Origin of the sequence: Nocardia sp. NPDC046473, assembly GCF_040645995.1 — a bacterium.
GTDB lineage: Bacteria > Actinomycetota > Actinomycetes > Mycobacteriales > Mycobacteriaceae > Nocardia.
Window position 1 is genome coordinate 222,650 of sequence record NZ_JBEYZJ010000008.1, and the last position, 19,892, is coordinate 242,541.

The 19,892-nt window shown below is 65.6% G+C and carries 23 protein-coding genes; 13 read left to right on the forward strand and 10 right to left on the reverse strand.

What is annotated here, in order from left to right; genetic code table 11:
* Positions 1-2: 2 nt before the first annotated feature.
* From gntA to ABZ942_RS28690, 3 genes are all read right to left on the reverse strand, one after another.
* Positions 3-662: a guanitoxin biosynthesis heme-dependent pre-guanitoxin N-hydroxylase GntA gene (gene gntA / locus ABZ942_RS28680; protein ID WP_357387270.1), complete on the reverse strand. Its 660-nt coding sequence runs from the start codon at positions 660-662 to the stop codon at positions 3-5.
* A gap of 15 nt (positions 663-677) precedes the next feature.
* Positions 678-1,085 (reverse strand): hypothetical protein, encoded by a 408-nt coding sequence (locus ABZ942_RS28685; protein WP_357387272.1) that lies wholly within the window; start codon positions 1,083-1,085, stop codon positions 678-680.
* Between the two features lie 92 nt (positions 1,086-1,177).
* Positions 1,178-2,524 carry a S8 family serine peptidase gene (locus ABZ942_RS28690; RefSeq protein ID WP_357387274.1) on the reverse strand — a complete coding sequence of 449 codons (1,347 nt, stop codon included), beginning with the start codon at positions 2,522-2,524 and terminating at the stop codon, positions 1,178-1,180.
* Between the two features lie 304 nt (positions 2,525-2,828).
* Between ABZ942_RS28690 and ABZ942_RS28695 the strand changes: the two genes are divergently transcribed.
* Genes ABZ942_RS28695 through ABZ942_RS28705 form a run of 3 tightly spaced genes read left to right on the forward strand, consistent with a single transcriptional unit; the run spans position 2,829 to position 5,583 of the window.
* The gene (locus tag ABZ942_RS28695) at positions 2,829-3,479 is read left to right on the forward strand and encodes a PAS domain-containing protein (RefSeq protein ID WP_357387276.1); all 651 of its coding nucleotides are present in this window, start codon (positions 2,829-2,831) and stop codon (positions 3,477-3,479) included.
* Positions 3,476-4,444, forward strand: coding sequence for an ornithine cyclodeaminase family protein (locus tag ABZ942_RS28700; RefSeq protein ID WP_357387278.1), 969 nt, complete (start codon positions 3,476-3,478; stop codon positions 4,442-4,444). The genes ABZ942_RS28695 and ABZ942_RS28700 overlap by 4 nt, the downstream gene beginning before the upstream one ends.
* Positions 4,441-5,583: a DSD1 family PLP-dependent enzyme gene (locus tag ABZ942_RS28705; protein ID WP_357387280.1), complete on the forward strand. Its 1,143-nt coding sequence runs from the start codon at positions 4,441-4,443 to the stop codon at positions 5,581-5,583. The genes ABZ942_RS28700 and ABZ942_RS28705 overlap by 4 nt, the downstream gene beginning before the upstream one ends.
* Before the next feature lie 48 nt (positions 5,584-5,631).
* Here the strand turns inward: ABZ942_RS28705 and ABZ942_RS28710 are convergent, their stop codons facing one another.
* The gene (locus ABZ942_RS28710) at positions 5,632-6,168 is read right to left on the reverse strand and encodes a GNAT family N-acetyltransferase (RefSeq protein ID WP_357387282.1); all 537 of its coding nucleotides are present in this window, start codon (positions 6,166-6,168) and stop codon (positions 5,632-5,634) included.
* 345 nt (positions 6,169-6,513) lie between these two features.
* Between ABZ942_RS28710 and ABZ942_RS28715 the strand changes: the two genes are divergently transcribed.
* On the forward strand, positions 6,514-7,737 hold the full coding sequence (locus ABZ942_RS28715) for an arylsulfotransferase family protein (protein ID WP_357387284.1): 1,224 nt from the start codon (positions 6,514-6,516) through the stop codon (positions 7,735-7,737).
* Between the two features lie 75 nt (positions 7,738-7,812).
* On the opposite strand, the gene arsM is transcribed toward ABZ942_RS28715, so the two are convergent.
* Entirely contained in the window at positions 7,813-8,637 is an 825-nt protein-coding gene (gene arsM / locus ABZ942_RS28720; RefSeq protein WP_357387286.1) for an arsenite methyltransferase, read from the reverse strand.
* 111 nt (positions 8,638-8,748) lie between these two features.
* Here arsM and ABZ942_RS28725 point away from each other — a divergent pair, with 111 nt between their 5' ends.
* The 4 genes from ABZ942_RS28725 (at position 8,749) to ABZ942_RS28740 (ending at position 11,967) form a co-directional block, all read left to right on the forward strand.
* Positions 8,749-9,123: a metalloregulator ArsR/SmtB family transcription factor gene (locus ABZ942_RS28725; protein WP_357387288.1), complete on the forward strand. Its 375-nt coding sequence runs from the start codon at positions 8,749-8,751 to the stop codon at positions 9,121-9,123.
* Positions 9,120-9,851: an MIP/aquaporin family protein gene (locus tag ABZ942_RS28730; protein WP_357387290.1), complete on the forward strand. Its 732-nt coding sequence runs from the start codon at positions 9,120-9,122 to the stop codon at positions 9,849-9,851. The genes ABZ942_RS28725 and ABZ942_RS28730 overlap by 4 nt, the downstream gene beginning before the upstream one ends.
* A gap of 15 nt (positions 9,852-9,866) precedes the next feature.
* Positions 9,867-10,271: an arsenate reductase ArsC gene (locus ABZ942_RS28735; protein WP_357387292.1), complete on the forward strand. Its 405-nt coding sequence runs from the start codon at positions 9,867-9,869 to the stop codon at positions 10,269-10,271.
* Between the two features lie 349 nt (positions 10,272-10,620).
* On the forward strand, positions 10,621-11,967 hold the full coding sequence (locus tag ABZ942_RS28740) for a cytochrome P450 (RefSeq protein WP_357387943.1): 1,347 nt from the start codon (positions 10,621-10,623) through the stop codon (positions 11,965-11,967).
* A gap of 46 nt (positions 11,968-12,013) precedes the next feature.
* On the opposite strand, the gene ABZ942_RS28745 is transcribed toward ABZ942_RS28740, so the two are convergent.
* Both ABZ942_RS28745 and ABZ942_RS28750 read right to left on the reverse strand, forming a co-directional pair.
* Entirely contained in the window at positions 12,014-12,379 is a 366-nt protein-coding gene (locus tag ABZ942_RS28745) for a hypothetical protein (RefSeq protein WP_357387294.1), read from the reverse strand.
* Positions 12,380-12,416: 37 nt separating this feature from the next.
* On the reverse strand, positions 12,417-12,674 hold the full coding sequence (locus ABZ942_RS28750) for a hypothetical protein (protein ID WP_357387296.1): 258 nt from the start codon (positions 12,672-12,674) through the stop codon (positions 12,417-12,419).
* A 103-nt stretch (positions 12,675-12,777) separates the two neighbouring features.
* Between ABZ942_RS28750 and ABZ942_RS28755 the strand changes: the two genes are divergently transcribed.
* Complete coding sequence (locus ABZ942_RS28755) at positions 12,778-13,221, forward strand: pyridoxamine 5'-phosphate oxidase (RefSeq protein WP_357387298.1); 444 nt, start codon at positions 12,778-12,780, stop codon at positions 13,219-13,221.
* On the opposite strand, the gene ABZ942_RS28760 is transcribed toward ABZ942_RS28755, so the two are convergent.
* Positions 13,222-14,160 carry a glycoside hydrolase family 43 protein gene (locus tag ABZ942_RS28760; protein WP_357387300.1) on the reverse strand — a complete coding sequence of 313 codons (939 nt, stop codon included), beginning with the start codon at positions 14,158-14,160 and terminating at the stop codon, positions 13,222-13,224. It abuts the gene before it with no gap.
* A gap of 32 nt (positions 14,161-14,192) precedes the next feature.
* Complete coding sequence (locus tag ABZ942_RS28765; RefSeq protein ID WP_357387302.1) at positions 14,193-14,576, reverse strand: hypothetical protein; 384 nt, start codon at positions 14,574-14,576, stop codon at positions 14,193-14,195.
* A gap of 193 nt (positions 14,577-14,769) precedes the next feature.
* Between ABZ942_RS28765 and ABZ942_RS28770 the strand changes: the two genes are divergently transcribed.
* The 4 genes from ABZ942_RS28770 to ABZ942_RS28785 all read left to right on the forward strand — a co-directional run bounded on the left by ABZ942_RS28770 (position 14,770) and on the right by ABZ942_RS28785 (position 19,102).
* On the forward strand, positions 14,770-15,351 hold the full coding sequence (locus ABZ942_RS28770; RefSeq protein WP_357387304.1) for a TetR/AcrR family transcriptional regulator: 582 nt from the start codon (positions 14,770-14,772) through the stop codon (positions 15,349-15,351).
* 94 nt (positions 15,352-15,445) lie between these two features.
* Positions 15,446-17,173, forward strand: coding sequence for a protein-arginine deiminase domain-containing protein (locus ABZ942_RS28775; protein ID WP_357387306.1), 1,728 nt, complete (start codon positions 15,446-15,448; stop codon positions 17,171-17,173).
* A 175-nt stretch (positions 17,174-17,348) separates the two neighbouring features.
* Positions 17,349-17,999: a response regulator transcription factor gene (locus tag ABZ942_RS28780; protein ID WP_357387308.1), complete on the forward strand. Its 651-nt coding sequence runs from the start codon at positions 17,349-17,351 to the stop codon at positions 17,997-17,999.
* Positions 17,996-19,102 carry a histidine kinase gene (locus ABZ942_RS28785; RefSeq protein WP_357387310.1) on the forward strand — a complete coding sequence of 369 codons (1,107 nt, stop codon included), beginning with the start codon at positions 17,996-17,998 and terminating at the stop codon, positions 19,100-19,102. The genes ABZ942_RS28780 and ABZ942_RS28785 overlap by 4 nt, the downstream gene beginning before the upstream one ends.
* Before the next feature lie 286 nt (positions 19,103-19,388).
* On the opposite strand, the gene ABZ942_RS28790 is transcribed toward ABZ942_RS28785, so the two are convergent.
* Entirely contained in the window at positions 19,389-19,844 is a 456-nt protein-coding gene (locus ABZ942_RS28790; RefSeq protein ID WP_357387312.1) for a MarR family transcriptional regulator, read from the reverse strand.
* Positions 19,845-19,892 lie beyond the last annotated feature (48 nt).

Below are 19,892 nucleotides of genomic sequence, written 5' to 3' on the forward strand. Positions count from 1 at the left end.
GACTACTCGCTTTTCGGGCGAAACGGGCAATGCCAATCCGGGTCCACCGCGCGACCGGAATACTGGCGAGCCTGCGATCCGGTCGCGGCGTCGAGCATGGGGTTCACTGAGCCCTGTAGCGCGATATCGCGGGTCCGAATGCGTCGTTTGAACGGCTCGAGCAGGCCCTGTTCGCGCAGCCGCGCGAATTGCGTATGGGGATTGAATACCAGAGTGGGCCAAGGGAATTGGCGGGCCGTTCGGGACGCCAGCGGGTGCAAGCCGACAATATAGTAGGCCTGCCCGCCGATGCTGAACGAGAACCACGGGTTGGCCGGGTCCGGACTGGTCTCGGGATCCCAAGGGAAGGAACGGATGTCGAAGTCGTGCATGCGCTGCAGGTGCCGCCACAGCAGATCTTCGAAATGTGCTTCGGAGGTAATCGGTGGGCCGGTAAAGGCCGCGGCGAAAGAGGCGAACCCCGCATCGGGCAGCTCGTGCGCGAAATCGGCGAGATCGCGACAGCCCGCGCGGGCGCTGTCGGCCATGCCCAGCTCGTCGTAGACCCGGATCCGGCAGAGGTCGCGGCGGACCGAGGACCTGGCGCCGACGCACGGAAAGCCTTCGCGCAGTATGGCTTCCCGGAACAGCGCCGCTACGGTCGGCCGTCGATCCGCCGTCATGACGTCGGTCGCGCGTCAGAACCGTCCGGCGGGCGCTGCCGCGGGGACGGTCAAGGTGCCGGTCAGTGCGACCGCCTGATACTGCGGCGCCGCATCGCCGCCCGCCTCCGGGTAGGCGAGCACCAGGGCGCCGGTCGCGGCCAATTCCACTGCCGCCGAATCGGGTTCGGGTGCGTCCGGCAGATAGACGGTGACCTGTGCGGTGTGCACGATCGGTCCACCGCGCCCGACGCTGCGGTGCTCGATGGTGCCGGTGAGCACGCTGCCGGTGCCTGGTTCGTGGTCGGCGGGCGTGCTCTGCAGCCGGTGGGCGCCGTTGAACGAAAAGGTATCGCCGAGCACGATTTCCAGGTCACCGGACGCGGCCGCATAGGTGAGTTGGAGATCGGTACCGGTCAGGGTGTAGGTGGCTTTGGTAGTCATGTCTGGTCCTCGGTTGAAATAGGGTGTTGCTTCACGAACGCTAGGTGCGCGGCGAGGCCGGCACACGCGTAGCCGGCTACTCGTCCGCGTTATCAGGGCAGCGGGCCGTCGATGGCCCGGTCAACTGCGGCTTTGGCGTCGACGATGCCGTTGCCGTACACGGCGTTCGGCCAGGTCCAGCCGGGGTCGGGGACGTTGTGACTGGCCGTTTGCTCGAGGATCTGCTTCACCTGACGCGGTGTGATGTTGCTGTTGCAGGAGTAGAGCAGGCCCGCGATGCCGGACACGAAGGCGGCGGCCGGGGAGGTGCCGGTGACCTCCGCATACTGCGGTGAACCCCAGGTCGAGTACAGGTCGAGCGTCTTGATCTTGGAGCCCGGCGCGCTGACGCTCATGTGATTGCCGGTGTTCGACCCGCTACCCGGGCCGCCGATCCACTGGAGTCGGAGTTTGGTGACGGCGCCGACGGCGATGACGCCGTCGTAGGCGGCGGGATAGCGCAGGATGTTGGAATAGTCATTGCCCATGCCCGCGACCACGGTCGTATTCGCTTGCAGGGCATAGTTGACCGCGTCCCTGAGGTGCTTGGTGTCACCGATCAGGCTGACCAGGCTGACATTGGCCACCTGCGAGTACTCGCCTGCCCATTGGATCGCCTTCGCCAGCTCATCGGTATTGCAGCCGGTGCCGACGCCACCGGCAGGGGTGGTGGTGCGGCAAACGACCCTGGCCGCCAAGAGACGGCAGCCCCACGTCACGCCGGCGATGCCGATGCCGTTGTCGGTGGCGGCGCCGATGATGCCCGCCATGGCCGTGCCGTGCCCGAGCTCGTCCTGTGGATCGTCGTCGGGCGAGGTGAAGTCGCCGACCCGCTGCTGGCCGTAGCCGACGGTGGGGTTCTCGCAGAAGTCCCAGCCTTTGCCACGCGTCGAGGTGCCGAGTCGCGGTGCGAGATCCGGGTGGTTGCTGTCGCAGCCGGAGTCGACGATCGTGATTTTGACTGTGTTGGAACCTTTTTGGCGATCCCAGGCGAGTGGCGCGTTGATCATGTCCAGGCCCCACTGGTCGCCGTAGCTCGGATCGTTGGGGATGGCCGTGAGGTCACAGAGGCCGGCGGGCTCGGCGTGGGCGATCTCGGTGAGCTGGATGAGCGTCTCGATCGTGGCGTCGATGTCGGTGTCCTCGGACAGCCGGATCACATAGGTGGCGAGCATGCTGCTGCGCAAGTCGGGATCCACTTCGTAGGGCTCCACCTCGGCGTAGAGCCGGGTGACCGACTCCACCGGCAGCGAGGCCAGGACGCCGTCCACGGTTTCGATCCCGAAACCGATATAGGCGCCCCCTTCGACGGTGTCCGTGATGAGCTCTGAGACAAGAGCATTCGCATCCGCAGTAAGCTCTACGACCACCTTCCCCGGCGCATAATCCGCTGTCGACATTTCGATCCACCTATCTGGTCTTGCGATTTCGAGAAGCGTGCGATCACGCCTCGGCAAGCCGAGTTCTCGTTCACGACCGTAGGCAGTGCGAAATGCCGCAAACAGCGTAGCCAGGTACTCGACTTTCGCCGCGCGGTCCGGAGGTCACCTCCTGTGACCCGGCGCTGGAAGTGCCGATGGGACGGCCGGGTGGCATTGCCGCGACTCTTGTGTGACACTTTGTTCATATCTGGACACTTTGTTAAGGAGTCATTGGAATGGTTGCGGCGCTCTTGATGGCGACGGCACGGCGGGCGGGGGCGAAGTGAGCACTGCCGACGCGGTGTTCGCCGCGATGCGGCCCTTGGTCGATGGCATCGCCGCCACCTTCGGGCGTAGCTGCGAGGTGGTGTTGCACGACTACCGCGACCCGGAGCGGTCCGTGGCCGCGGTCGCCGGTTCGGTCACCGGCCGCGAAGTCGGCAGTGCCATGAGCGAAATCGGTTTGCGGGTGATGGCCGCCGGGGCGGATGCGCGCAACGAGATCGGCTACCTCACCCGCGCCCAGGACGGGCGGTTGCTGAAATGCACGACGCTGCCGCTGCACGCCGACGGGATGTTGATCGGCGCGTTGTGCATCAACATCGACGTCTCGGCGATCAACCGGGCCACCGGCGTGTTGTCGGATCTGCTCGGGCTATCCCTGGTCGCGGAGGCGCCCGTGCCGGCCACGGATTTCTCCGGGGATCTGAACCAAGTGCTCGACTCCCTGATCGAGCGAGCCGAGCGCGTGCACGCGGTGCCCGCATCGGCGCTCGGGCGCGAGCAACGGCTGGAGCTCGTCTGTTCGCTGAACGATGCGGGCGTGTTCGCGCTGCGCGGCGCGCCCGCGCGGGTTGCCAAGCGCCTCGGCATCTCGCGAACCGGCCTCTACAACGACCTGGCCACGGTCAAGAAGGACAGCGAACAGCCATGACCGACAACGTCTTTCGGGCAACCCGCCCACCCGCCGACGTCCCGGTGCTGATCACCGAGTCCGTATCCGCGTCCCTGATCGATGCGGAACTGGCGTTGCAGGCCGCGCGCGAGGCCTTCCTGGCGAGCACCACGGGAACTGCGTTTCCCGTGGTGCTCGGGCAGCGCGCGCCGGCCAACCGGTTCACCCTGAAGTCCGGCTCGGCGGGCGAGCTGGTCGGCGTCAAAGTCGGTAGCTTCTGGCCGGATAACGACCAGATCGGGATACCGCGCCACAGCTCGACCATCGTGCTGCTCGACCCGGCGACCGGTCGCTTGGCCGCCGTGGTCGAGGCCGCGACCGCCAACGCCTATCGCACCGCTGCCGCAGACGCACTCGCCGTCGAGACGCTCGCTCGACCTGACGCGCGCACTCTGACCGTGATCGGCACCGGTAACCAAGCCCTCTACGAGGTGCGTGCCGTCACTCGCGTTCGACCGATTCAACAGATCTTCGTGGTCGGCCGCCACCCCGGCGTCGTACGCGATTTCGCCCAAGACGTGACCGCCTACACGGGTCTGCCTGCCGAACCTGCCGAGACGAGAACCGCGGTCACTGCTGCCGACATCGTCATCACCGCAACCACTTCCTGCGGACCGCTGTTCGACGCCGCGTGGATCGCACCGGGCACCCACATTTCCGCGATGGGTGCCGACGGTCCCGGAAAACAGGAACTGCCGCCAGAGCTGTACGACCGGGCGCGCTTGTTCTGCGACCTGCCGGACCAGTCTCGAACCATCGGCGAATTCCAGCACGCGAGAACAACACCCACTGCGCTGGGAGCTGTGCTCACCGCGGCCGCCGAGGGCCGACGATCCCCCGAGGACATCACGGTCTTCGACAGCTCCGGTTTCGCTCTGCAAGACCTCACCCTCGCGGCCGCACTGCTGCGGCGGTACACCGACAAACTCCAGGAAAACTCGTGATCACGCTGACCGCTCCCGACACTCCGTTCGCCGTCGTCGACACCGCTCGACTCGACCGCAATATCCATCGGCTGCACGACCATCTGGAAACACTCGGCGTGCCACTGCGTCTGCATGTCAAGACCAGCAAGTCGACCGATATCGCCCGACGTGTGCACAAAGACGGACCCGGGCCGATCACCGTTTCGACCGTCAGTGAGGCCGAGTACTTCGCCGATGCCGGTTACGCCGACATCCTTTATGCCGTGGGCATCGACCCGCACAAGCTGCCCCGCGTCGCCGCACTCATCCGGCGCGGCGTCACTGTCACTGTCCTGCTGGACAGTTCAGCTCAAGCGGAGGCCGTCACCCGGTTCGCCCGCGACCGCAGCATCCGGATTCCCACGCTGATCGAGATCGACTGCGACGGACACCGCGGCGGCATCACACCCAATGACCCGACTTTGGTCGAGATCGGCCGGATCCTCGACGACAATCTCGCCGGAGTCCTCGGCCATGCGGGCGAGTCCTATTTCGCCCTCAGCCCCAATGCTTTACACAAAGCCGCCGACAATGAGCGCGACGTGACGGTTGCCGCGGCGAACGCCCTCACCGAGGTCGGACTGTCCTGTCCGATTGTCAGCATCGGCTCGACCCCGACCGCCCACCGCGCCACCGACCTGACCGGCGTAACCGAGGTCCGAGCGGGCAACTACGTCTTCTTCGACCTCGTCATGGCCGGCCTCGGCATCTGCACACCCGACGATCTGGCCTTGTCGGTAGTCGTCACCGTCATCGGACACCAACCCGCCAAGGATTGGATCATCACCGACGGCGGCTGGATGGCCACCTCGCGCGACCGCGGCACCCAGAACCAACCGGTCGACCAGGGCTACGGCCTCGTCGCCGACCTCGCAGGCCGTCTCATCCCGGATCTGCTGATGACCGGAGCCAGCCAAGAACACGGCATCCTGTCCCGCCGCCCCGGCACCACCGGATCCATCCCTGACCTCCCCGTCGGGACCCGCCTCCGCATTCTCCCTAATCATGCCTGCGCCACCGCCGCCCAACATCACCTCTATCACGTGGTCGACAGCTCGACGAGCCCGACCGTCACCCCCACCATCGACGCAATATGGATTCGCCATAACGGTTGGTGAGAATCTGCGTATGACGGTGCAGGTGCACAGCGCAGTGAATCTGCACCGTCAGTGCAGTGGCTTGTGGAAGATGAGGAAGTCGCAAGGAGTGGCCAGTAGCGGGACCAGGTGTGGATAGTCTTGCTCCAGTTCACCTTTGCGCTCGAGGAAGTAGCCGAGGCGCAAGTACCAGTTGCGCAGGGACTCCTTGACAGGGTGCGTCCAGCCGCGCGGTACCAATAGTTCCAGCTGAACGGTCTCGGCGCCCTGTTCGGCGCACCATTTTTCGGCGAAATTCACCAGCGCCCGGCCGATTCCGGTGCCGCGCTGGTCGGGCGCGCACACCAGCATGCCGAATTCGCCTATGCCGTCGCCTAGTTGCTGTACCCGCACCGCGCCGGTGATCCGGTCGTCGATACCGCGAGTGGCGATGATCTCGCCCGCTGTGATCAGCGATGCCAGCTCGGAAGGTGTTGTGCGCTGGTAATTGTCGCGCCAGATGCCCGCTTCGGCCACCGTGTACACGCGATTGATCAGTGCGCTCAGTTCCGCCACCAGCGCCGCGTCGTCGGCGGCTGCCGCGGGGAGTATCTCGATCGACACCATCGGTCCCTTCTTCGATTCCAAGATCGACCATAATGCGTGCCATCGGCGGTGTGGTCGCGCAGACCGATGGCTCCGGCGTACGGTACCCGCGGCGTCCGACACCGCGTGTTCCGCAGACAACATGCCCGCGCGTTCAGTGGAGTTACCGCCACGCCCGAACTCGCCGACGAACTACGCGTCCTGATTCAGCAGGCGCCCGGCGAGTAGGTCCGTGGCAAACTGACAGCATGACCGCTACCGACATCGCCTGATGTCGGGTGCTGCCGTTCGACGACGACGGTGGTGCGCAAGATCGGCTCGGCGCGGTCGGATCCGCACGTGGTGGCGGGCAGTGAGAGGCGTTCGATGATCAGTAGTGGCCTGCCCTCGATCCGAGCGGCGGTACTGCTCGCCGCCGTGTCTGCGCTGGCAGCGGTGAGTTTGCCTGCGACGGGGTCGGCCGTGCCGTACCTGCCGACTCTTCCGATCGGATCGCCGTCATACACGGTCAACGTGAATCGGCCGGACGGCGCTGCGCGGTACATCTTCTACACCGCGGGCGTGAGTGCGGCGGCGCTGATCCCGGCGGTGGGCGCGGCGTTGTCCGGGCTGCCCGGCGGTGCGCCCGCCAACGTGATCGCGGACAGGTCCGGTCGCGAGATCTGGCGCTACACACCGCCTGCCGGGCAAGGGGTGGCGAATTTCCGTACCCAGACCTATCGGGGCAAACCGGTGTTGACCTGGTGGCAGGGCGGCACGGTAGGTGGCCACGGCTCGGGCGTGGACTATGTCGCCGACGACCACTACCAGATCATCGCTACGGTCACTCCCGGCGCGGGACTCAGCTCCGACGTCCATGAATTCCGGCTCACCCCGGACAATCACGCCCTGATCACCTCGTACCAGGAAGTCCCCGCCGACCTCACCGCGATCGGCGGTCCGAGGAACGGCATGATGTTCGACTGCATCGCCGCGGTGGTCGACGTCGCGACGAACGAGGTGCTGTTCCGATGGAGCGCCGCACAGCACATCCCATTGACCGACACCCAGTTCCCTGGATTGATCCCTGGAAACACCAGTTATGACCCCTACCATATGAATTCGATCGCGCTGGACCCGTCGGGCAATCTGGTCATCTCCATGCGCAACACCTCGGCCGTCTACGACATCGACACGCACACCGGTGCGGTCAACTGGCAGCTCGGCGGTAAGGGCTCCACCCTCGATCTCGGCCCCGGCGTACAGTTCGCTTTTCAGCACGACGCCGAATTCAGTGATCCGGCAACGCTGCGTCTGTTCAACGACAACTCCAGCGGCCCGACCACTCTCGGACCGTCCAGCGTGCAGTGGATCCACCTCGATCTCGAGGCCCGGCGGGCGACCTTGATCCGCAACCAAACTCACCCCGACGGACTTGTCACGGTCGCGATGGGCAATGCGCAGGACTTGCCGAACGGGAACACCTTGGTCGGCTGGGGCGTCGTCCCGCGCATATCCGAGTTCTCGCCGACCGGCGAACTGGTCTACGACGTGACCCTCCCGTTCGGCACCTACCGCGCGTATTCGGACAGTTGGACACCCGCGCCCTGACTGCGTGCGATCTGAAGGGTGAGTGCTTGGCGCGGCCCGATGATGTTGTGCCGCAACCGCGCCAAGGTCGGCGGGCTAGCTCTGCGTGGACTCGGGCCCGCAGCATCCGGGCGCGCAGCACGCATCCGCTGCAATCGGGTCGGGGGTGGGTTTGGTGGCCTTGATGATCGCGGAATGCAGCCCTGCCGCGACCTGGTGCGTAGAGCTGATCTCGATGTCGGTGAAGCCGGCGGTGGTGAGGTGGTCCCGGTATTCGGTGAACGACAACGCACCCGCGATACAGCCGACATAGTCGCCGCGTTCGGCGCGCTGGGCCGGGGTGAGTTCGTCCTCGGCGACGACATCCGCGATGCCGAGGCGGCCACCGGGCGTGAGGACGCGGGCCATTTCGGCGAAGACGGCGGGTTTGTCGACCGACAGGTTGATGACACAGTTCGAGATCACGACGTCGATTGTGTTGGCGGGCAACGGGATCGCCTCGATGTTGCCCTTGAGGAACTCGACGTTACGCACCCCGGCCTTGGCGCTGTTTTCCAGTGCCAGTGCGAGCATTTCCTCGGTCATGTCGAGGCCATACGCCTTGCCGGTCGGTCCGACGCGGCGCGCGGACAGCAGCACGTCGATCCCGCCGCCGGAGCCGAGGTCCAGGACGCGTTCGCCGGCCCGCAGTTCGGCGACCGCAGTCGGATTGCCGCAGCCCAATGACGCCGCGGCGGCTTGGATCGGGAGTTGGTCGCGGTCCGCCGCCCCGTAGAGGCTCGCGCCGAAGGTTTGATCCACCGCGATCGGATCGGTCCCGCAACAATCCTCGGCGACGCCGCCCGCGGTGACGGTCCGCGCTGCCTGCGCATAGCGAGTGCGGACGGTTTCGCGGAGTTCGATCTGCTGCTGGTCTGTCATGACATCACGTCCTTGACTGGAATCCGGTCGTCTCCGTGGATACGACCTGGTTGTATCGATGAATGTCTATACAGCTTGCGGCATTGGATCGAAGTCTGTCAATATAGATAAGTGTCTAAACAGGATCTTCCGTTGATCGCCTCGACCGACTGCTGCAACAGCACCCTCGCGGCCCCGCTCGGCGTCGAGGCGGCAGTGGAGCTCGCGGCCGCGTTCAAGGCGCTGGCCGATCCTGTCCGCCTGCGCTTGCTGTCATTGATCGCCTCCCGCCCCGGCGAGGAGGTCTGCGTCTGCGAGCTGACTCCGCAATTCGAGTTATCTCAACCCACGATCTCGCATCACCTCAAAGTGCTGCGCGAAGCCGGTCTGATCGACTGCGAGCGCCGCGGCACCTGGGTCTACTACTGGGCGATTCCCGCAGCCTTGCACCGACTTTCCGATGTCCTGACCACCACCGATTCCGGCAAGGTCGACGCAACCGCATGACCGAGCTCGCTTCGGGCCTGGGTCGGCGACTGTTGGCGGAGTTCATCGGGACCGCGCTACTGGTAACCGTCGTGGTCGGCTCGGGTATCGCGGCGAGTGCCCTGTCGCCCGCGGACATGGGCTTGCAGCTGTTGGAGAATTCCACCGCCACCACATTCGGGCTCGCCGTGCTGATCCTGGTGTTCGGTCCGGTCTCCGGTGCACACTTCAATCCCGTTGTCTCGGCGGCGGATTGGCTGTTGGGCCGGCACCGCGGCACCGGCTTGGTCTGCGGTGACGTCGCCGCGTACTCGGTCGCGCAGATCGGCGGCGGTGTGCTGGGCGCGATGCTGGCCAACGTCATGTTCGACCAGCGGGTGCTGCAGATCGCGACCCACCATCGTGTCACCGGTGGGCACCTGGTCGGTGAAATCATCGCCACCGCAGGGCTTGTCGCGATCATCTTCGGGCTGGCCCGCACCGGCCGAGGCGCCCTGTCGGCGGCTGCGGTCGGCGCCTACATCGGTGCCGCCTACTGGTTCACGAGTTCCACCTCTTTCGCGAACCCCGCCGTCACGATCGGCCGCATGTTCTCCGACACCTTCGCCGGAATCGCGCCCGCCTCGGCCCCCGGATTCATCGTCGCCCAGCTCGTCGGCGCACTGATCGGACTCGCCCTGATCGGCATCCTCTACCCGTCGCCGCGAGAACGCCCCGCTACGCGATCCCCGGCCACTGACTCCGCCTGAAAGGCAGTGCCTCCCATGTCATCCAAGCCCAGCGTCTTGTTCGTCTGCGTCCACAACGCCGGTCGCTCACAAATGGCCGCCGGCTTCCTCACCCACCTCGCCGGTGACGCCGTCGAAGTCCGTTCCGCCGGAACCACACCCGCCGACGCCGTCAACCCGGTCGCCATCGCAGCCATGGAAGAGGTCGGCATCGACATCACCGACCAAACCCCAAAAATCCTCACCCCCGACACCGTCGAAACCTCCACCGTGGTCATCACCATGGGCTGCGGCGACACCTGCCCCTACTTCCCAGGCGTCACCTACCTCGACTGGCAACTCGACGACCCCGCCAACCAACCCCTCGCCGCCGTCCGGCCCATCCGTGACGAGATCGAACGACGAGTCCGCGCCCTGCTCACCGACCTCGGAGTCAGTTGATTGCCCGCACGCGGCGATCGATGGATGTAGTTTCCCGGACACTCTAGCGGCCAAATGGACTGCAATGCAGGCTAGTTCATCCGAGATGGCCTGTATCGTGTAAGCACGCCCGATGCGAGCAGCGTTCAGACTCGTTGCAACACAAGCAGTTTGCCGCCCCATCGTGCAAGAAGCAGCCGTGGTACCGGTCGGTTTGGTTGACACCGGAGGCAGAAGGTCGTTCCTGCGCGGAGGGAGGCTCGGCATGCGTGAGCTGTCGCAAGTTCGTCGGGTAGTAGAGGCAATTCGGCGAGTATCGGGTGCCGGGCCCGCGGTTATTGATGGCGCAGGGGAGGGGCCGGCTGTGCCGATGGCGCCGGGGCGATTGCCACTTCTGGGGCACTTGGTGCCGTTGCTCCGCGATCCGCTCGGGTTCATGGCGTCGCTGCCTGCACACGGCGATCTGGTCGAGATCGGTCTCGGGCCGATTACCGCGGTGGTGGTGTGCGATCCGGACCTGACGCAGCGAATGCTGCGGCTGGACAGTGTGTTCGACAAAGGCGGACCACTGTTCGACTGCGGCAGGGAGTTGGTCGGCGACGGCTTGGCGACGTGTCCCCACGCGATGCATCGGCGTCAGCGCAGGCTGTTGCAGCCAGCGTTCCGACCTGATCGTGTCGCCGGGTACGCGGCGGTGATGACCCAGAAGATCATCGAGATGGTCGAGTCCTGGCAGGACGGGCAGACAATCGACGTCAAAGCACAATTACACACGCTCGCATCCAGGGCGGTCGCTGCGACGCTGTTCGATCAGGCGATCTCGGAATCGGACCAGCAGCGGCTGCTGCATGATGTCGAGGTCGTGTTCACGGGTGTCGTTCGGCAGACGCTGATGCCGGGATGGCTGCGGCAGTGGCCGATCCTGGGCAACCGCGCCTGCGAGCAAGCGGCGAACGAGGCCCGCACCATCCTCGGCAAGTTGGTCGCCGCACGCCGGGCCGAGGGGGTCGATCATGGCGATATGCTCTCGGCGTTGGTTGCCGCCCGCGACACCGACGGTGGGCAGTTGAGTGACGCCGAGATCATCGATCAGGTCCTGACGTTTTTCTTCGCAGGCACCGATACCAGCGCCGCGACGTTGTCCTGGGCCTTGATCCTGCTCGACCAGCACCCTGAGGTAGCCTGCCGTCTGTACGCCGAGGTCGACACCGTGTTGGCCGGGGCCGCCGCCCGGCACGAGGACCTGCCACACCTACCGTTCACCGGCCAGATCATCAACGAAGTCCTGCGCCTGCGCCCGCCCGGCTGGCTGCAAACCCGCACGGTCACCGAAGACACCGAACTCGGCGGCCACCCACTCCCCACAGGCACCACCGCGATCTTCAGCGCGTACCTGATTCACCATCGCGCCGACCTGTACCCAGATCCCGACCGTTTCGACCCCGACCGTTTCGACCCGGCCGGCGCCCCACCGCCACGAAACGCGTTGCTGCCCTTCGCCGCCGGTGCCCGTAAATGCATCGGCGACACCTTCGCCATCACCGAGGCCACCCTGGCTCTGGCAACCATCGCCGCCCGCTGGCGCCTGAACACCCTCTCCGGCACCGACACCCGCCCCACCCTCGCCGTGGTCCCGCAACCTAGGCAATTACGAATGCGCGCCACCACGCGAACACCCCAACCGGCCCGATCCGAAGAGTCCCCGCAGCCGGTCTGACCGCTGACCACCTGGGATCGGCGGTGGTTGTCTTCCGGGTCAGGAACTACGGAGTTTCGTCGGCGGATTGCGAACTCTCCGAGTTCTTTTCGCGTCCCGCTGGACGCGCCCGCTTGTCGTATCGGTTGACTCGCGGTATCGGGCGGCCCGGCCAGCGGGGTGGCCAGTGTAGGTCGTTGTGGCCTACTTGGCGGGTGCCGTCGGGGCGGCGGCGGGACAGGAAGGGGGTTGCGCGCAGGGCGAGGATGATGGTGCCGATTGCGATTCCGCAGGTCGCTGCGAGGGCTCGGGACAGTGAGGGCATCAGTGGGGCGGTCAGCAGTGCTGCGTATGCCGCTGAGCACCAGTACAAGCGTGCGTTGTAGGGGCGATCGTCGCCGCTACTCACTGCGGCCACTATGACGAGTGCCATCAACAGGGTCCCTGCGATAAGGATTGCCCGCATGGTGTTAGACGCGCCTGGCGCGATAGGGGGACTTCGCGGGCGCGAGTTGGCTCACCAGCATGACGAGCGTGCCTGCAACGATGCCTACTCGGATGCTGGGAGACACCAGCACACACAGCGCGGTCGCGCCGGCAACCAGCGCGACAACCAAAGTCGCCGTGGCGCGACGCGGGTGGCCCCGGCCTGCGTCGACGACAGATAACACAGCGACGCCGAATGCGATCACCGCGGTGACAGCCGTGAGGATTTCCATATCGATCACCCACTTCCTGGTCGAACAGGATGCCGTGCTTTGCCCGTCCTGGCACCGTACGTTGAGCCCTCGAATGACCTGACTACGCCACACCGATCCGTAGACTTCGGCTGTGAGCGATATCGCGGATTTTGCTCGGCTGTGTGCCGGCGACCATGGCCTCTGTGTTGTTTCGACCTCGCGGGCGGATGGGACCGTTCAGTCCTCGCTGGTAAATGCCGGTGTGTTGGCGCATCCGGAGACCGGTGAGCAGGTGGTGGGGATGGTGATTCGGGGTGGTACGCGCAAGTTGGCGAATCTTCGGGTTCGGGGGCGGATGACGGTGGTCGCCCGGGTCGGGTGGGGGTGGACCGCCGTGGAGGGGTCGGTGTGGATCGCCGGGCCCGACGACCAGGTGCCGGGTATCGATGGCGAGCGGCTGCGGGTGTTGCTGCGGGAGGTGTTCACCGCGGCGGGCGGCACCCATGACGACTGGGATGAGTATGACCGGGTCATGGCCGCCGATCGGCGCGCAGTTGTTCTTGTTGTGCCGGAACGCATTTACGGCAACGGTTAGTTAACCGCTGCCGCCACGGTAGATGGTTGGCAGGGAGCCGAGGGCGGCGGCACTCGACGACTGCGGATCTCCGGAGGGCAGCGCGATATCGGTGTCCAGGGACAGCGGCTCGCCGAAATTCGGTGTGCCGTCGGCATTCCAGGTGAACTGCTGGGCGCGGGTGGTTCGCCCGTCATAGGTGTACTCGCTGGTGTCCTTGGCGTGATAGACCAACCAGTCCTCGCTGCCGTCCGGGCTCTGGAAGAAGCCGTTGGAACCCGGCCCGAAGACGTTGGCCGGGTCGTTGCGGGTGAACTGAGCGGTCGGGTGCTGGTACCAATTGGCGGGCACCAGCGGGTCCGCGCCGGGCGGGAGCGAGTGCATCCACAGCTGGTAGTCCGGTTTGCCGGTGTCGCAGGTGGAGTAGACCAGGTACGTGGTGCCGTCGCGCTGGATGATCGCGGGTGCCTCGCGCACCTCGGTACATCCGCCCGCCGACGGCAGGTACACCGCTCGTCCCGATACGGTGACCGGGTCGCTCATCGGGGCGATGTACAGCAGGTTGGTCCGACCGCTCCAGAGCAGGTAATACTGATCGCCGAGAAGCAGCAGTTCCGGATCGATCGCCCACGCGTCCGGATCGCCGACCTGGCCCGCGAATTCATACGGGCCCAACGGATCCGAGTCTTCGGACTGTAAGACGTAGAGGCGATGACTGTCGTTGCTGCCGTCACCGGCCGTGTAATAGAAGTACCAATGCCCGTCGATCAGATGGAACGACGGCGCCCACATATCCTGATTGCGCGCGGGATCCTGCTCGACCCATACCGTAATCGGTTCCGCCGCAGCGAGATCCGCCAGCGACGACGCTGTCCAGATCTGCAACGAGTCGTTCTGACTGGTGGACAGGTAGTAGTTCCCCGCGTAGAACGTGAGGAACGGATCCGGTCCCGGATTCAACGGATTACGGAAGGTGCCCGCACAGTCGCGAGTCAGGGCGTGTCCAGGGCGGTCGCGGGGACACCGTAGGGCAGGAACCGGACGCGGCGGCGTTCGTCGGTGTTGTCCCGGTGCGCGCGCAAGGCCTCGAGCTCGCTCGGGAAAACCTGCTCGATCCTGGCCTCGCCCGCGTCATCGATGCTGTAGATGACCCACACGCCGCTGCCGGTCTCACCGGTCGTCTCGGCGTCCGGTTTCGGCGGTCGCGTGCGCTCCGGCTGCACGAACTGACCGAGCAGCGAGGCCAGCGTATTCGCACCGGTCCGATCGATGTATCCGCTGGCCTTGCCGATGAGGTCACGGAAATCGATCCCCGCATCCCGCAACGCGCGTTCGAATTCTTCCGGGTCGATCCCAAACGGTTTATCGGCTGCCATCAGAGTGCTCCTGGGGGGACTAGGTCGGCGCTACGTCTCCAGTGTCCTCGCGTAATCCCGGCTGCGCCACGACCTGCGATGATCACGGATCTGTCGAGCCTGCGGACGGTCGGCGCTGCGGTCGCGTACGTTCGGAAGATGGCCTGGTGCCAGGAAGGCCATACCGAGTGACGACAGGTTGGAGGGAGTCCTCATGGTTGCCGGACCTCGCGCCCGACTGATTGCCAACGCCATCACCTCCGTACAGGAGCACGGCGTGCACGGCACCGGGCTCAGCGAACTACTCGAACGCAGCGAGACCTCGCACAGCTCCCTGTATCGGCACTTCCCGTTGGGCAAGGAGGGGCTCGTGGAGACCGCGGCGCGAACCATGTCGCGCGTGGGGTATTCGCACGTGAGCAGGCTGGCCGATGCCCTGGCCGGTGCCTCGTCGCTGGAGGGCTGGCTCGACGAGCTGTTCGTATTCTGGCGTCAACCACTGGAATCCAGCGATTACCGGGCCGGGTCGTTCATGATGGGCGTCGCGTTATACGAACTGGACCTCGACGTGCAGTCGGCCGCCGGTCGAGCCTTCACCGAATGGACCGCGCGGCTGGCCGACGGCTTCATCGCCGTCGGCATCGACCGGACCGCGGCGTGCTCGCTGGCCGGGTTCCTGCTGTCGGCGATCGAGGGTGCTGTCGTGCAGAGTCGTGCGCTGAAATCCAGTCACCCGTTCGACGACAGCCGCGCGCAACTCGCGGCGCTCATCCGCTGCCACCTCCCACCTTCCTGACAGCCGATCGGCGGTAGTCGAGAAGCTGGTCGGCCCCTCCATTCCAGCCTGCTGGAGGTCGTGGCGAGCGCCGGTCGTGGATAGCGTCGACGGGGTGAATCCATATCGTAAGATTTGGTTGTTCGTCGCCGTTTCCGCTGTGCTGCTGGCCGGTTGTTCGGGCGCGACCACGGATCAACTCGTTGCCGATATTCGGGCCGATAGCAATCGGGACGGTGTCATCGACGGAAAAGATGTCGGGCCCGGCATCGAAAAAGGCAAGTGGACAGCCGGATACGGCGCGATCGTGCTCCCGAATATCGGTGACATCGCGCGGCGCTGCCCGTCGAGTCGAAGCCAAGTTTCCGACGCCGAGCTCGCTGCTTGTCACGACGCGGCCGACGATGTGGCGCGCGCACCCGAGTATCTGGCGCCGATGGTGACCATGCCGGTCCGGGCAGCGGGCGCGACCGGGCGGGTGGAACCAATTGGTGTGGGTGCCGACAGGATTCGCATATTCGTCAAACGGCAAGATTCGTGGACAAGGCTGCGGCCCGATATGAATCTGACCGGCACCGAGCTGCGCGATGGCGCCACACTGGGCATCGACTCCCGCGATGTCGTGCGTGATCAGGCGGCATGGGACGGTTCTTTCACCGTCCGCTTCACTGTCCGGGACGGCAAGCGAACGGTGACCGATGATATCGCCCTCCGCGTGGCTCCCGTTGTGCTGCATAACCACAACCAGAGTGCGGAGGCGCTGGTGGTTCCCGAGAGTGGCGGCGACCCGGAGTATGAGCGCTTCGTCGCGGACTTGACCGCGGCCGCGCAGGCCAGTGGGCTGAACGCTGCGCTGATCACGGTGAATACCACTGATACCTGGGCACAGGATTTCGTGGAGTTCGGCTACGTAACGATGCCGGGCCCGGGCGGCAGGAACGTATCGTTACGCATCGCGATCCGTTCGCCGCAGCCCGAACGTGAAGGTGGCCGTGCCATTTTCGATCTCAGAGGTCCGGGTATGGGGGCGATTCAGCTCGGCGGCGCCGGTGATCGTCACGTGGATTCGTTCGGAAATGTCGAGACGATACCGCCGTACTCGCACAACGGGAAAGAGTTTCCGGCCGGTCGCGTGGTCATCGGCACCGGGAATCGGAACGACGCCGTCGTATCGAGTGTCGAACTGCAGAAATTCTTTGCCGCCCAACGGGTTCAGACGCCACTGATCCTGGACACCACCTGGCTGGTAGTCGGACACGTCGATGAATTCATCCAGTTCCTGCCGACGCCGTCCGGTCGGGGATGGCGGCCTGCGGTCACGGATCCGCGGCGCGGGCTCGAGATCCTGCGCGAGCAGCAGCGATCCGGACACGGCACCGAATCGGCGTTTTCCAAACCGGGCGCGCCCGATCGGACCATCGACGCCGTCCTGGCCGACCAGAAATTCGTCGCCGACAACGAACTCGCGGCACGGAAAATCGACGAAAACGTCGAGCATATGTTCCAGGAGACCGGAGTCAGGTCCGAGGAGTTCGTGCGAATCCCAGGTCTGTACGAGCTGTCGGCCGGTATCGACGACGAACCGGACGCGCTGGTGAGCTTCTACCCCGGGGCGATCAACGGCGTGCTGATCAACGCGTCGAACTACATCGCGCCCCGGCAGTGGGGCCCGGTGGTCGGCGGGCGTGACGTGTTCGAGGCCGCGGTGACCGAGGCGTACCGATCGGCCGGGGTATCGGTGCACTACGTGGACGAATGGGAGACCCTGCACGTGGCGGGCGGCGAAATACACTGCGGGACGAACGTCCTGCGACAGACCGGAAATCTCCCGATCGTTCCGTGATCGCCGACACCGGGTCGGTCAGCCGATCGGAGGATGATCCCAGCCGACCGGCCGGAATATCCGCGCCGGATGGCCGGTATCGATGGCGCGTGCTATCAACTGCCGGGGCGAGCTTGTTGGATTGTCAACTGTCCGAGGAGAACTCGTCCGAGGTTTCATCGATGAAGGTGTGCTCATGATTCGCGTGGCCATAGTGGATGACGAGGCGCTCGTGCGATCGGGCTTCACGCTGATCCTGGGCGCCGCCGAGGACATCGAGGTCGTGGTCACCAGCGACGGGGTCGGGGCGGTGGCAGCGATCCGCGCGGCGGATCCACAGGTTGTGCTGCTCGATATTCGGATGCCACAGGTAGATGGTCTGCACATACTGTCGACACTGCTCGAAGCGCCGCAGCCGCCGACCGTGGCGATGCTGACAACGTTCGCCGCCGACGAGTACATCGCCGACGCATTGCGCAGGGGCGCTTCCGGTTTCATTCTCAAGGACACCGAACCGCAGCATCTCGGCTCCATCGTTCGGGCACTCGCGGGCGGCGCGGTGGTGCTGTCGCCGAAGGTCACCAAGGCGGTGGTCGAGGGCTATCTCGACACGGTCGACACCGGTGCGCCGGAACTGGTGCGGCTGCTCACGAATCGGGAACGGGATATCGTCGTGCTCATCGCCGAAGGTCTGTCCAACGCGGACATCGGCGTGCGCCTGCACCTGAGCACGGGGACGGTAAAAGACTCCGTCAGCAGTATTTTCACCAAATTGAACATCGGCACCCGCGTGCAGGCCGCCCTCATCGCGGAGCGTGCCGGAATTCTGGCCGCCGATCTGTCATGAGCGAACTCGGCGATCGACCGCGCGTGGCCATCGCTGTCGACGTGCTCCTCGCTGCGATCGGCGCGTTCGATGTGTGGTGCAATCGCGATCTGCCGTTGGCGCCGTGGGAGATCGGCATCGCGCTGCTCACCGGATCGGCGTTGCTCGTCCGCAGGCGCGCACCGATCGTCACGTTTGTGCTCACTTTGCCCGCGGTGATGGTGATCGGGGCGCTGCTTGCGCCGATGACGGCGTTGTACACGGTGGCTCGGAGTCCCGCGCGGCGGTGGGTTGTCGCGGTCTTCGCGGTCGTGCTCGGGTTGTCGTGTCTGTTCACGTCATCGGAGGATCGTTTCGGCTTCGGTGACCTCGAATTCCTGCTGCACCAAATACTTTTCGCCGCGTTGGCGGGTGCGGGGCCTGCCGCACTCGGGTGGCTGGTGGCGATCCGGCAGCGGCTGGCCGCGCAGATGTCCGAGATCGACCGCGTCTACGCGCACGACCGGCGGCTGCAGATCGCCGCGGCGCGCGAGCGCGAACGCGCCGAACTCGCCAGCGAAATGCACGACGTGGTCTCGCACCAGGTGAGTCTGATCGCCGTGCAGGCCGGGGCGCTGCAGATGGTGAGTACCGACCCGGACGCGCGTTCGACCGCGGAAGTCATCCGTAAACTCAGCGTGCACACCCTCGACGAACTGCGGCACATGGTGAAGGTCCTGCGCGCCCCGGCCTCGGCGAACGACATCAGCCCGCAACCGACCATCGAACGTCTGCCGGAACTGTTGACCGCCAGCGCTTTACCGGTGGAACTGATCGGCCCGCTGCCCGCGAACCTGTCACCGGCCGGTGAGCGCGCGGTCTATCGGACAGTTCAGGAAGCACTGACCAATGTCCGCAAACACGCGCCCGGCGCGGCCGTGACCATCACCTCCGCATGCGTGGATCGCACTGTGGCAGTGTCGATTACGAACGCCGCGTCCACGGAACCGCCGGTAGCCCTGCCCAGCGCGGGGTCCGGCATCCACGGTCTGCGGCAACGTGCGGAACTGCTGGGTGGCACGGTGCTTGCGCAGGCACTGCCGGACGGGGGCTGGACCGTGCGAATCCAGTTGCCCCGCAGCTGATCACCGGAATGGCCTGCCGGTCTCACGAACCAGGAGCAGGGGTTGAGGCTCCTGGCGGTGCGGGGGAGACCGGCAGGCCGGGCGATGATCGACCAGCGCTGCGGATCCGAGCCAACCCGACGAAGTCGTCGGATCCGTGGCTGGTGGGTCAGACGATCACCGCCTTCGACGGTAGTTGTGGTGGACCGGGCACGAAGCCCCCCATCCGGCTGAAATACACCCGCCACTCGGCTGGCCTGAACTGCGCTCACTTCCGAAGGGCATCAACGCATTTGACCAGGCGGCCTCACAACCGGTCGTAGATGGCGATCAAACTGTCCAGCACCTCGGTCGCGGACCGCAATGCGGCGAGGTCTTGCTCGGCCAGTTCTTCGTTCATGGCGTCGATCATCGCCTGCATTCGTTCGCTGCTGCGAGTCCGGCCGACCTCGGTGAGCGAGACCCGGACGGAACGCTTGTCCTCGGTATCCCGTTCGCGGGTGACATAGCCGGCCGTGAGCAGGCTGTTGACCAGCTGCGTGGTGGCGGCGCCGGTGGTCTCGGTGCCCGCGGCCAACTGTCCGATCGTGAGCGGCCCCTGGTCGGCAAGGATGCGTAGCGCGCGGGCGTGGGTGAGCGAGAGGGCCGCGGGGGACCGGGTTGCCCGCCCGCGCAGTCGGGAATCTGCCGCGCTGAGGCGGTATGCGGCGCGGGCGAGCTGATCGATCGCGGCGCTGCGTGCCGTATCCGGCTGCTTCGGCATGGGGCTCCTGTTGTCGGCTCCGGGGTTGACAAACACTCTAGCCTAAGT

Bases quoted from the DNA above. Each gene is read 5' to 3' on its own strand.
- gntA (WP_357387270.1), bottom strand. From the start codon at position 662: ATGACGGCGGATCGACGGCCGACCGTAGCGGCGCTGTTCCGGGAAGCC.
- ABZ942_RS28685 (WP_357387272.1), bottom strand. From the start codon at position 1,085: ATGACTACCAAAGCCACCTACACCCTGACCGGTACCGATCTCCAACTC.
- ABZ942_RS28690 (WP_357387274.1), bottom strand. From the start codon at position 2,524: ATGTCGACAGCGGATTATGCGCCGGGGAAGGTGGTCGTAGAGCTTACT.
- ABZ942_RS28700 (WP_357387278.1), top strand. From the start codon at position 3,476: ATGACCGACAACGTCTTTCGGGCAACCCGCCCACCCGCCGACGTCCCG.
- ABZ942_RS28710 (WP_357387282.1), bottom strand. From the start codon at position 6,168: ATGGTGTCGATCGAGATACTCCCCGCGGCAGCCGCCGACGACGCGGCG.
- ABZ942_RS28715 (WP_357387284.1), top strand. From the start codon at position 6,514: ATGATCAGTAGTGGCCTGCCCTCGATCCGAGCGGCGGTACTGCTCGCC.
- arsM (WP_357387286.1), bottom strand. From the start codon at position 8,637: ATGACAGACCAGCAGCAGATCGAACTCCGCGAAACCGTCCGCACTCGC.
- ABZ942_RS28730 (WP_357387290.1), top strand. From the start codon at position 9,120: ATGACCGAGCTCGCTTCGGGCCTGGGTCGGCGACTGTTGGCGGAGTTC.
- ABZ942_RS28735 (WP_357387292.1), top strand. From the start codon at position 9,867: ATGTCATCCAAGCCCAGCGTCTTGTTCGTCTGCGTCCACAACGCCGGT.
- ABZ942_RS28740 (WP_357387943.1), top strand. From the start codon at position 10,621: ATGGCGCCGGGGCGATTGCCACTTCTGGGGCACTTGGTGCCGTTGCTC.
- ABZ942_RS28745 (WP_357387294.1), bottom strand. From the start codon at position 12,379: ATGGCACTCGTCATAGTGGCCGCAGTGAGTAGCGGCGACGATCGCCCC.
- ABZ942_RS28765 (WP_357387302.1), bottom strand. From the start codon at position 14,576: ATGGCAGCCGATAAACCGTTTGGGATCGACCCGGAAGAATTCGAACGC.
- ABZ942_RS28770 (WP_357387304.1), top strand. From the start codon at position 14,770: ATGGTTGCCGGACCTCGCGCCCGACTGATTGCCAACGCCATCACCTCC.
- ABZ942_RS28780 (WP_357387308.1), top strand. From the start codon at position 17,349: ATGATTCGCGTGGCCATAGTGGATGACGAGGCGCTCGTGCGATCGGGC.
- ABZ942_RS28785 (WP_357387310.1), top strand. From the start codon at position 17,996: ATGAGCGAACTCGGCGATCGACCGCGCGTGGCCATCGCTGTCGACGTG.
- ABZ942_RS28790 (WP_357387312.1), bottom strand. From the start codon at position 19,844: ATGCCGAAGCAGCCGGATACGGCACGCAGCGCCGCGATCGATCAGCTC.